Genomic DNA, 10,961 nt, shown 5'->3' on the forward strand with positions numbered 1-10,961 from the left:
CAACAGCGGGGCCGGGGTGACCGTTCCGGGCGAGGAAGGCTGCGTGCGACGAGGCGCAGGATTTGCGACGAACCGAAACGAGAAAGGCCGCCGACCCTTGCGGACCGGCGGCCTTCTTGAATGCCTGGCTGGGCGGAGAGGCTAGGCCTCGCTGCCCTCCTCCGTGGCGGCTTCCTCGGCGGCGGGTGCCGCTTCGTCGCCAGCGGGAGCTTCGGTAGCCTGGACTTCGGCAGTCGCGCCCGGCTCCGCATTCGGATCGTAATCCTCGGTGAAGGCGGCGGTGTCGCGTTCGAACATTTGCGCCATCACGTCGACGCCCTGCGCCTGCAGGTCGGCTTCTTCCGGCGAACGGGCGACGTTGACCTTGACCGAGACTGCGACTTCCGGATGCAGCGCAACCTTGATCTCGTGCATGCCGATCGCCTTGATCGGGCGGTCGAGCACGATCTGGCTCTTGGTCACCTTGGCGCCGTCAGCCTCGAGCGCCTCGACGATGTCGCGGGCCGAAACCGAGCCGTAGAGCTGGCCGGTGTTGGATGCCTGGCGGATGAGCTGGACGGTCTTGCCGTCGACGCCCTTGGCCGCCTTTTCCGCATCGCTGCGGCGATCGGCATTGTCCGATTCGATCTTGGCGCGGTTGGCTTCGAACAGCTTGCGGTTCGCTTCGTTGGCACGAAGCGCCTTCTTGTTCGGCAGCAGGTAGTTGCGCGCAAAGCCGTTCTTCACATTGACGACATCGCCAATGTGACCGAGCTTTTCGACGCGTTCGAGCAGGATGACTTCCATGTGCTCTGCTCCTTACTTCACGACATAGGGAAGCAGGCCGAGATGGCGGGCGCGCTTGATCGCCTTGGCCAATTCACGCTGCTTCTTGGTCGACACCGCGGTGATGCGGCTGGGGACGATCTTGCCACGTTCGGACACGAAGCCCTGCAGCAGACGGACGTCCTTGTAATCGATGCGGGGAGCGTCCTTGCCGGAGAAAGGGCAGCTCTTGCGGCGGCGGAAGAATGCGCGGGCCATCAGATCTGCTCCTCTTCCTGGACGCGCGGGGTGCGCGGGCCGCGATCGTCGCGGTCGCCGCGCGGGCCACGGTCGCCGCGGTCACCGCGCTCGCCACGGTCACGGTCGCGGCGCATCATCGCCGACGGACCGCCTTCATGCTCATCGACGCGGATGGTCATGAAGCGAATGACGTCTTCGTTGATGTTGGTCTGGCGCTCAAGCTCGGCCAAAGCGGCCGGCGGGGCGTCGACGTCGAGCATCACGTAATGCGCCTTGCGGTTCTTCGCGATGCGGTAGGCGAGGCTGCGAAGGCCCCACGTTTCCGTCTTGGCGACCTTGCCGCCATTGTCTTCGATGATCTTGGTTGCGTTTTCCGCAAGCGCATCGACCTGGGCCTGGGCCAGGTCTTGACGCGCGAGGAAAACATGCTCGTAGAGCGGCATGTTCGTTCTCGTCTTGTTGGCCGATCGCTGACGCCGCCCAGTGCGACGCCCCTCCGGCTGTCTTCAAAAGCAAAGGGCAGCCGAAGCCGCCCTCAACGGCCGCGCCTATAAGCGAAGGCGGCGCCGATTGGAAGAGCCGAGTGGATGAATGCCGCCCTGGCCAGCGCCGGATTTACGCGACGCTCATTTGAAGTTCACTCGCAGGGCGGTAAAACCGCTTCGTCGAACGCGTCCTTGCGGGCGCTGGCCGCAGCGGCTCCTCGCTGCAGCGTGAAGATTCAAGTCAAGAGGATGATGCATGAAGTCGATGCTGCTGGCCGGAACGGCCGTACTTTCGCTGGGCGTGGCCGGCTGCGCAACGACCGCCCCGGGAGACCGGATCGTCACCGGCTCGGCCATCGACAACCCGCAGATCGACTCCTCGCAGGAAGGGCTGACCTTCGTCCCGGCGCCGGTTCCGGACAATGTCTTGCTGGCGGAGTGGACCGGCCCCTACGGCGGCGTCCCCCCGTGGGACAAGGTCAAGCCGTCACTGTTCCCGGAAGCGTTCAAGTTCGCCATCGACGAGCGGCGCGGCGAAGTGCTGGCAATTGCCAACAACCCCCAGCCGCCGACGTTCGCCAACACCATCGAAGCCATGGAAAAGGCGGGCCAGCGGCTGGGCCGCGTCGAAACCTTGTTCAGCGTGATGACGGGCAACATGGCGACGCCGGAATATCAGGCGCTCGACAAGGAATGGTCGCCCAAGCTGTCGGCGGCCTACGACGAGACGACGCTTAACCCGGAGCTCTTCCAGCGGATCAAGACGCTCTACGACGCCAAGACGACGCTTGGCCTCAACCCCAAGCAGGATCGCTTGCTGACCCGCTATTACGACAGCTTCGTTCGCGAGGGCGCCAACCTCAACCCAGCGCAGAAGCAGCAATTGTCGGCCATGAACCAGCAATTGGCCGAGCTGTTCGCAACGTTTTCCGAGCGGGTGCTTGCCGATGAAAGCACCTATTTGTTCGCGACCGAAGCGCAACTGAAGGGCGTGCCGGCGGACATGAAGGCAGCCTATGCCTCGGCTGCCAAGGCGCAGGGCAAGGCGGGCTTCGCGATCAAGAACACGCGCTCGGCGGTCGATCCGCTGCTCACCTTCGGCGCCAACCGCGACCTTCGTGAAAAGGTCTGGCGGGCGTTCGTCAACCGCGGCGACAATGGCGGTGCCAACGATACCAACGCAATCATCGCCAAGATCGTAAAGCTGCGCGCCGACCGCGCCAAGCTGCTCGGCTACGCGAACCATGCCGAATGGCGGATGCAGGATACGATGGCCAAGACCCCGGCCAAGGCGATGGACCTGATGATGCGGGTGTGGCCGGCAGCGGCCGCGCGGGTGAAGGAAGAGGTTGCCGACCAGCTGAAGATCGCGCGCAAGGACGGCGTTCGGACGATCGAGCCGTGGGATTACCGCTATTACCAGGAGAAGGTCCGCAAGCAGCGCTACGACCTTAGTCAGGAAGAGATCAAACCCTACTTCAGCCTCAACAACATCATCGACGCGTCCTACTGGGCGGCCGGCGAACTCTATGGCCTCGACTTCAAGGAAGTGACGGGAACGGTGCCGGTCTGGCATCCTGACGTTCGCGCATTTTCGGTCACCAAGCGCGGCACGGGCGAGCAGCTCGGCCTGTTCTATCGTGACGATTATGCGCGTGAGGGCAAGAGGTCGGGCGCCTGGCACTCATCCTACCGGACGAGGAACCGGCTGCTCGACGACAAGATCGTCCTCAATTCGAACAACAACAACTTCGTGAAGCCTGGACCCGGCGAGCCGGTGCTGATCAGCCTCGACGATGCGGAGACGCTGTTCCACGAGTTCGGGCACGGCATCCATTACCTGCACGTCGACGTCGATTACCCGAGCTTCGGCGGGGCGCAGCGCGACTTCGTCGAATATCCGAGCCAGGTGAATGAAAATTGGCTGCTGACGCCCGAGGTGCTCAACCGCTTCGCCAAGCATTACAAGACCGGCGCCGCGATGCCCAAGTCGCTGGTCGCCAAGATCCAGAAGGCATCGACGTTCAATCAGGGCTTCGCGACGGTGGAATATCTCGCCGCCGCGATCGTCGACATGAAGCTGCACATGGACCCGAACGGAGTGATCGATCCCGACGCGTTCGAGAAGCAGGCGCTGGCGGACCTCGGCATGCCCAAGGAAATCGTGCTGAGGCACCGGCTGCCGCAGTTCAACCACCTGTTCTCGTCCGACGCATATTCGGCAGGCTATTATTCCTACCTGTGGTCGGAAACGATGGACGCCGACACCTGGGCCGCGTTCGAGGAGACCGGCAACGTGTGGGACAAGGCCACGGCCGAGCGCTTCGCGCGGGTGCTGCTGACGACCGGGAACGAGACCGACCGGATCGAGGCCTATCGCCAGTTCCGCGGGCGCGATCCGGACGTCAACGCGTTGCTCAAGCGGCGCGGCTTCCCGACCGGCCAGTAAGCGAAGGGGGCGCGGCCCTAGAGCCGCGCCTTCGACGCCTCCGCCCAGGCGAGATCGGCGAGCGGCTCAAGCTTGTTGGCGGTCTCGATCGCGTGCGCCGACGACGCATTGCCGCGCGCGATCCTGCCGCGGATTCCGTGCAGGATCGCCGCCAGCCGGAAGAGGTTGAAGACGATCAGGTAATCCTTGTTCGGCAGATGGTCGCGGCCGGTGCGCGCGCAATAGGCCGCGACGTAATCCGCTTCGGCGGGAATGCCGAGTTCGTCCACGTCCATGCCGCCGAGCCCGGCGAACAGGTCGCGCGGCATCCGGTACATCATCAGGTGGTAGGTGAAATCCGAAGCCGGGTCGCCAAGCGTCGAAAGCTCCCAATCCAGGACCGCGGCAACCCGCGGCTGGGTGGGGGCGAAGATCATGTTGTCGCACCGAAAGTCGCCATGAACCACGCTCGAGCGGCCGCTGTCGCGCGGCAAATGCTTGCCCAGCCAGTCGACCAGCCGGTCCATCGTTTCGACGCGGCCCGCGTCGGTGTCGGCGAGATATTGCTTCGACCAGCGCGCGACCTGCCGTTCGACGAAATTGCCCGGCCGGCCATAGTCACCAAGGCCAATCGCCTGCGGGTCGAAATTGTGCAGCCGCGCGATGGTCGCGTTCATCGCTTCGAAGTGAGCCGCGCGCTGTTCGCGGGAAACGCCGGGCAGCTGCGCTTCCCAGAAAATCCGTCCTTCGACCATATCCATGACGAAGAAGGGCGTGCCGATGACGCCGTCGTCTTCGCATAGCGCGTGGACCCTGGGCACCGCGAAGCCCTGCGCGCCAAGGGCCGCCATCACGCGATATTCGCGGTCCACCGCATGGGCGCCGGGAAGCAGCGGCCCAGGCGGCTTGCGCCGCAGGACATAGGTGCCGCTGGCCGCGTCAAGCCGATAGGTCGGGTTGGACTGGCCCCCCTTGAACTGGCTGACCTGCAGCGGGCCGCGAAAGCCATCGACCTGCGCTTGCATCCAGAGCGCCAGCGCATCCTCGTCGAATCGCAGCCGTTCGGCCACGGTCCTGGTGCCGGTGTTCGCCTCGGTTCGGTCCACCGATCCTCCGTCACCCTGCGCTTGTTCGAGGGCCTTGATCACGCACCAGATGCCCTTGACCAAGATCGATGCTGAAACAAGTTCAGCATGTCTGGGTTAGAGGTATATGCCACGGATCATTCATCTCTCTGACCTCCACTTCGGCGCCCACGACGATCGCATCGTGGCTGCGGTCGAGGAACAGGTCGGCGCCGAGCAGCCGGACCTGGTCGTCATCAGCGGCGATTTCACGCAGCGCGCACGAACCGAGCAATTCCAAGAAGCCTGTCGATTCCTCGATCGGCTGAAGGGCGCCGGTCATGAGGTGCTGGGCGTTCCGGGCAACCACGACATCCCATTGTATGACGTGCTCCGCCGCTTCCTGTCGCCGCTGACCCGCTACACGCGCTATGTCGACGACGTGCTTTGCCCGGTGCACGAAATGGCCGGGGCGACGGTGCTGGGCATCAACACCGCGCGCTCGCTCACCTTCAAGGACGGGCGGGTGAGCCACGAGCAGATTGACCTCATCCGCAAGACCTTTGAGCGCACCGATTCCGAAGCGATGCGGATTTTGGTGACTCACCATCCCCTGTTCGCGCTGCAAATCGGCGACGAAGTGACGCCGGCGGCCGGGCGCAGCGAACTTGCGCTCGATGCGATCGGCGACGCCGGCGTCGACTTGCTGCTTGCCGGCCACAACCACCATGCCGATGTCCATGACGCCCGGGACCTGGTGACTCGCGCAGGGTCCGCGCTGGTCGTGCAGGCGGGCACCGCGACGTCGATACGGGTGCGTGAGCAGCCACAAAGCTTCAACCGCATCGATATCGAGCCGGGCACGCTGACCCTGACGGTGCTGGTGTGGAATGGCGACCGCTTCGAAGCCGAAGACGCCAAGCGCTATCGCCAGCAGGACGGTCGGTGGCGGATGTCGGAGCAGGACGTGCCGTTGGAAGCCGCGCACTAGCCGTGCCGGCAACGCTCGCTTAGGGCAGGCGGGTGATCGACGGTTTCGACAGCGACGCATTCGTCCGCCGGGTCCTGGACGAGGACCTCGGCAGCGGCGGCGACGTCACCTCCGATGCGACCATCGACGCCGATGCGCGATTCTCCGCCGAGATCGGTTGCCGAGAACCGATCGTGCTTGCCGGGATCGACCTTGCGGCCGCTTTCTTCCGAGCGCTGGATGAAACTGTGCGGATCGCAATGCAGGTCGCCGATGGCGAGCGCGTCGATGCGGGCGGCGTGGTGATGACGATGAGCGGCCTGGCCCGCCCGATGCTTGCGGCGGAGCGCTCCGCGCTCAACACGCTCCAGCACCTCTCGGGAATCGCGACCTTGAGCCGCCGCTATGCCGACGCAATTTCGGGGACCAAGGCGGTACTGCTCGATACGCGCAAGACCATCCCGGGGCTTCGCGCGCTGGAAAAATATGCGGCGCGGATGGGCGGCGCGCACAACCACCGGATGCGCCTCGACGACGGGGTGCTGATCAAGGACAACCATGTCGCAGTGGCCGGCGGCGTCGGCGCTGCCGTGCGCTCGGCGAAGGCGGCCAACACCGGGCTGCAGGTCCAGGTCGAAGTGGACCGCCTCGCGCAGATCGAGGAAGCGCTGGACGCCGGCGCGGACCGGCTCTTGCTCGACAACATGGACGTACCGACGCTCCGGCACGCGGTTGCGCTGGTGGCCGGGCGCGTGCCGCTGGAAGCGTCCGGCGGAGTCAATCTGGAGACTATCCGCGGCATCGCCGAAACCGGCGTCGATTTCATTTCCGTCGGCCGGATCACGCAGTCGGCGCCCGCGGTCGATATTGGCATGGACTACGCACTGGAGTAGCGGCGCACCATATCCGCCGTTTAAGCGTTCAGTGTATCGGGTGCTTACCTCTCGGGAGACATGTGTTGTTCAAGGGCCTGAAGCCCATCACCTACGCCGGACAGGAAGTCTGGCCGCTGATCGAAGGCGGCAAGGGCGTGTCCGCCACCAACCACATGAGCTCGGGCGCGTGGGCCGCGGCTGGTGGAATCGGCACCGTCTCGGCGGTCAACGCCGACAGCTACGACCCCGAAGGGCGAATCATTCCGCAGGTCTATGCGGGCATGACCCGCCGCCAGCGGCATGAGGAGCTGATCCATTACGGCATCGAAGGCGCGGTGGCCCAGGTCGAGCGCGCTTATGAGATGGCGGACGGCAAGGGCCTCATCAACATCAACGTGCTGTGGGAAATGGGCGGCGCGCAGCCGATCCTGCACGGCGTGCTGGAGCGCGCGCGCGGCAAGATCGCGGGCGTGACCTGCGGCGCTGGCATGCCGTATAAGCTCAGCGAGATCGCCGCTTCCTACGGCGTTTACTACCTGCCGATCGTCAGCTCCGGCCGCGCCTTCCGCGCGCTGTGGAAGCGGGCTTATTCGAAGGTCGCCGAATGGCTTGGCGGCGTGGTTTACGAAGATCCGTGGCTGGCCGGCGGCCACAATGGCCTGAGCAACGCCGAGGACCCGCGCCAGCCGCAGGATCCTTACCCGCGGGTCAAGGAACTGCGCGAAACCATGCGCGAGGGCGGCATTCCGGACAGCGTGCCGATCGTCATGGCCGGCGGCGTCTGGCGCCTCGACGAATGGGAGAATTGGATCGACAATCCCGAGCTTGGGCAGATCGCCTTCCAGTTCGGAACGCGCCCGCTGCTGACGCAGGAAAGCCCGATCCCGCCGGGCTGGAAAGAACGGCTGATGACGCTGGAAGAAGGCGACGTCCTGCTGCACAAGTTTTCGCCGACCGGCTTTTATTCCTCCGCCGTCCGAACGCCATTCCTGCGCAACCTCGAAGCGCGCAGCGAACGGCAGATCGCCTTCACCAAGGACGAGGTCGGCGACCATAGCTTCCAGCTCGACGTCGGCGTCGGCACCAAGAAGAATTTCTGGGTCACCAAGGGCGACTTGCAGCATGCGCGCGAATGGTTTGCGCAAGGCTTCACCAACGCGATGAAGACCCCGGACGACACGCTGATCTTCGTCGCGCCGGAGGAAGAAAAGCAGATCCGGATCGACCAGGCGGAATGCATGGGCTGCCTTAGCCAATGCGCCTTTTCGTCATGGGCGGACAATGAGAAGAACTCGACCGGGCGGCTGGCCGACCCGCGCAGCTTCTGCATCCAGAAGACGCTCCAGGACATCGCCCACGGCGGCGACGTCGACAAGAATTTGATGTTCGCCGGCCATTCCGCGTTCCGCTTCAAGACCGACCCGTTCTACTCGAACGGATTCGTCCCGACGGTGAAGCAGTTGGTCGACCGGATCCTGACGGGCGCCTGATGCGGCTGCGGGGGTCGATCGGCATGGTCCTGGCACTGGCCGTGGCTGCCCCGGCCGCCGCCCAGGACAAGGTCCCGCCTTATTGGGCATCGATCGCAAGCGGGCAGGCGATGACCCGCAAGGGCCCGGCCAAGACCTATCCCGGCGTCTGGCTCTATCAGCGCCGCGACCTGCCGGTGCGGGTGATCAAGAAGTATGAAAATTGGCGCCTGATCCGCGATCCCGACGGGGCCGAAGGCTGGATGCTCGTCACTTTGCTGTCCGACCGACGAACCGCGCTGGTCAAGGCCGGCGAACCCCGGGCGATCCGGATCAAGCCCGAGGCAGGCGCCCGAATCCGCTACCTCGCCGCCCCCGGCGTGGTCGGCCGGATCGAAAAGTGCCGCAACGACTGGTGCCACATCAACGTCGGCGACCGCGAAGGCTATATCAGCACCGCCGACATCTTCGGCCTCGCCCCCGGAGAAACGGTCGACTGACCGCTCTGTAAAGAGCTCTTGACAGTCAAGAGCTCTTTACACATCCTTGGCGGGTGGAGAATCGGGTCAAGGGTTGGCGCGAGGAGCGTGGATGGAGCCAGGGCGAACTCGCCCGGCGCCTCGGCGTTTCGCGGCAGACGATCAACGCGGTCGAAACCGACAAATACGACCCGAGTCTCCCGCTGGCGTTGCGCATGGCCAAGCTGTTCGCCGTGCCCGTCGACGCCTTGTTTATCGATCATTGGAAGCCGGGGGACATCACATGAATGATACGAAATCGGAGCGGAGCGCGATGTCGCGGTCGCTGGGGCGGGCGCTTCTGGGCGCGGTGGTCGGCGCCGTCGGCACCGCGCTTCTGCTGGCGCTCGTTGGCGAGCGCTACATCGACCTTGACGACGGGGCGGCAATGCTGACGCTTGCCGTTGGAGCGATCTACGCGCTTATCGGCCTGGCCGTCGGCGTCGGAGCGATCGCGCCGGGTGCGGGCGCCCGCTTCCTCAACGTCGAAGATGCCGATGAAGTCCGCGAGGATCGCCCCCGGATCGCGCTGGGCGCGTTGAGCTGCCTGCTGGTCGGGCTGTTCCTGCTAACCTTGGTGCTTTCCGGCGGGTCCGGGTCGTTGCTGAGCGCGCAGGCGGCCCTGGTCATCGCTTCCTTCTGCGTCCTTGGGCTGGTTGCGATCGCCCTCCGGTTGCGTGGCGGCGGCGACGAAATGTCTCAGCAAGTGGGCCGCGAGGCGTCCTCGCTAGCGATGAGCGTGACGACGCTCGTCTTCGGCGGTTGGGCCGGCCTGTGGCACCTTGGGTATGCAGGCCCGATCCAACCGCTCGTGCTGGTCAGCGGCTTCGCGGCAATCCAGCTGCTTGCGAGCTTCTGGGCGATCGGCCGGAAAGGCCTGATGGCGCCGCGGTTCAGGTAAGCCCCTAGACCAGCTCCACCGCAATCGCGGTTGCTTCGCCGCCGCCGATGCAGAGGCTCGCGACGCCGCGCTTCAGGCCGCGATCCTGGAGGGCGGCGATCAGCGTCGTGGTGATTCGGGCGCCCGACGCGCCGATCGGGTGGCCGAGCGCGGTGGCGCCGCCGTTGACGTTGATCTTGTCGTGCGGAATGCCGACGTCGCGCATGGCGATCATCGCGACGCAGGCGAATGCCTCGTTGATTTCCCACAGGTCGACGTCGTCGACGCTCCAGCCGGCCTTTTCCAGCACCTTGTGAATCGCCGGTACCGGGGCGGAGGTGAAGCGGTTGGGCTCCTGCGCATGGGCGGCATGGGCGACGACCCGAGCGATGGGCTTGGCGCCAAGCTTGTCGGCGACGCTCTGCCGGGTCAGCACCAGCGCCGCGGCGCCGTCGCTGATCGATGACGAGGTGGCGGCGGTGATCGTGCCGTCCTTGGCGAAGGCGGCTTTCAGCTGCGGAATCTTTTCCGGGTTGCCCTTGCCCGGCTGCTCGTCGCGGTCGACCGTGACGTCGCCCTTGCGGGTGGCGACGGTGACGGGGACGACTTCCTTGTCGAAACGGCCGCTGGTGATGGCGTCATTGGCGCGGCGCAGGCTTTCGATCGCATAGTCGTCCTGCTGCTCGCGCGTGAATTGATATTCGCGCGCCGCATCCTCGGCGAAGGTGCCCATGGCGCGGCCGGGTTCGTAGGCGTCCTCGAGCCCGTCGAGCATCATATGGTCGTACATCGTGTCATGGCCGATGCGGCCGCCGGCGCGATACTTCTTCGATAGGTAGGGCGCGTTGGTCATGCTCTCCATGCCCCCGGCGACGATGACGTCGGCCGAGCCCGCGGCCAGCATGTCATGGGCGAAGATCGCGGCCTGCATGCCGGACCCGCACACCTTGTTGACGGTCACGGCTTCGGCCGAACGCGGCAGGCCCGCACCGAGCGCTGCCTGGCGTGCCGGCGCCTGGCCAAGGCCGGCGGGAAGAACGTTGCCCATGAACACTTTTTCGACCTGGCCGGGGTCGATGCCGGCGCGCTCGACCGCCGCCTTGACCGCCGTTGCGCCAAGCGCGGTCGCACTGACGCCCGACAAGGCGCCCTGGAAGCTGCCCATCGGGGTGCGCGCGTAAGACAGGATGACGACGGGATCGGCGGAAGGAGAGGTGGCCATGAGACGCTCCGCAGGAGTTATGTTGCAGTGCACATAAGACTTGCG

General features: G+C 65.3%; 12 protein-coding genes. 7 read left to right on the forward strand and 5 right to left on the reverse strand.

The window, feature by feature from the left end; translation table 11 throughout:
* Positions 1–141: 141 nt before the first annotated feature.
* The 3 genes from rplI to rpsF are packed head-to-tail and all read right to left on the reverse strand — an operon-like array spanning position 142 to position 1,448.
* Positions 142–786 carry a 50S ribosomal protein L9 gene (gene rplI / locus G7078_RS04610; RefSeq protein ID WP_166093467.1) on the reverse strand — a complete coding sequence of 215 codons (645 nt, stop codon included), beginning with the start codon at positions 784–786 and terminating at the stop codon, positions 142–144.
* A gap of 12 nt (positions 787–798) precedes the next feature.
* Positions 799–1,023: a 30S ribosomal protein S18 gene (rpsR, locus tag G7078_RS04615; RefSeq protein WP_114228749.1), complete on the reverse strand. Its 225-nt coding sequence runs from the start codon at positions 1,021–1,023 to the stop codon at positions 799–801.
* Positions 1,023–1,448, reverse strand: a complete 426-nt coding sequence (rpsF, locus tag G7078_RS04620) for a 30S ribosomal protein S6 (RefSeq protein ID WP_166093469.1) — start codon at positions 1,446–1,448, stop codon at positions 1,023–1,025. The genes rpsR and rpsF overlap by 1 nt, the downstream gene beginning before the upstream one ends.
* Before the next feature lie 298 nt (positions 1,449–1,746).
* On the opposite strand from rpsF, the gene G7078_RS04625 reads away from it, so the two are divergent.
* Positions 1,747–3,939 (forward strand): M3 family metallopeptidase, encoded by a 2,193-nt coding sequence (locus G7078_RS04625; protein WP_166093471.1) that lies wholly within the window; start codon positions 1,747–1,749, stop codon positions 3,937–3,939.
* A 17-nt stretch (positions 3,940–3,956) separates the two neighbouring features.
* On the opposite strand, the gene G7078_RS04630 is transcribed toward G7078_RS04625, so the two are convergent.
* Positions 3,957–5,066, reverse strand: coding sequence for a phosphotransferase (locus G7078_RS04630; RefSeq protein ID WP_246166484.1), 1,110 nt, complete (start codon positions 5,064–5,066; stop codon positions 3,957–3,959).
* 64 nt (positions 5,067–5,130) lie between these two features.
* On the opposite strand from G7078_RS04630, the gene G7078_RS04635 reads away from it, so the two are divergent.
* The 6 genes from G7078_RS04635 (at position 5,131) to G7078_RS04660 (ending at position 9,715) form a co-directional block, all read left to right on the forward strand.
* Positions 5,131–5,973 carry a metallophosphoesterase family protein gene (locus tag G7078_RS04635; RefSeq protein WP_166093473.1) on the forward strand — a complete coding sequence of 281 codons (843 nt, stop codon included), beginning with the start codon at positions 5,131–5,133 and terminating at the stop codon, positions 5,971–5,973.
* Between the two features lie 32 nt (positions 5,974–6,005).
* Positions 6,006–6,845, forward strand: a complete 840-nt coding sequence (gene nadC / locus G7078_RS04640; protein ID WP_166093475.1) for a carboxylating nicotinate-nucleotide diphosphorylase — start codon at positions 6,006–6,008, stop codon at positions 6,843–6,845.
* Between the two features lie 65 nt (positions 6,846–6,910).
* Positions 6,911–8,317, forward strand: a complete 1,407-nt coding sequence (locus tag G7078_RS04645) for an NAD(P)H-dependent flavin oxidoreductase (RefSeq protein WP_166093477.1) — start codon at positions 6,911–6,913, stop codon at positions 8,315–8,317.
* Positions 8,317–8,796 carry an SH3 domain-containing protein gene (locus G7078_RS04650; RefSeq protein ID WP_166093480.1) on the forward strand — a complete coding sequence of 160 codons (480 nt, stop codon included), beginning with the start codon at positions 8,317–8,319 and terminating at the stop codon, positions 8,794–8,796. The genes G7078_RS04645 and G7078_RS04650 overlap by 1 nt, the downstream gene beginning before the upstream one ends.
* A 53-nt stretch (positions 8,797–8,849) precedes the next feature.
* On the forward strand, positions 8,850–9,062 hold the full coding sequence (locus G7078_RS04655) for a helix-turn-helix transcriptional regulator (protein ID WP_166093482.1): 213 nt from the start codon (positions 8,850–8,852) through the stop codon (positions 9,060–9,062).
* A complete protein-coding gene (locus tag G7078_RS04660) occupies positions 9,059–9,715 on the forward strand; it encodes a hypothetical protein (RefSeq protein WP_166093484.1) in 657 nt (218 codons plus the stop codon). Before G7078_RS04655 ends, G7078_RS04660 begins: the two co-directional genes overlap by 4 nt.
* A gap of 4 nt (positions 9,716–9,719) precedes the next feature.
* Here G7078_RS04660 and G7078_RS04665 read toward each other — a convergent pair whose 3' ends face one another.
* Positions 9,720–10,916, reverse strand: coding sequence for an acetyl-CoA C-acyltransferase (locus G7078_RS04665; RefSeq protein WP_166093486.1), 1,197 nt, complete (start codon positions 10,914–10,916; stop codon positions 9,720–9,722).
* Between the last annotated feature and the right edge of the window lie 45 nt (positions 10,917–10,961).

Origin of the sequence: Sphingomonas sinipercae (genome assembly GCF_011302055.1) — a bacterium.
Taxonomy (GTDB): Bacteria; Pseudomonadota; Alphaproteobacteria; order Sphingomonadales; family Sphingomonadaceae; genus Sphingomicrobium; species Sphingomicrobium sinipercae.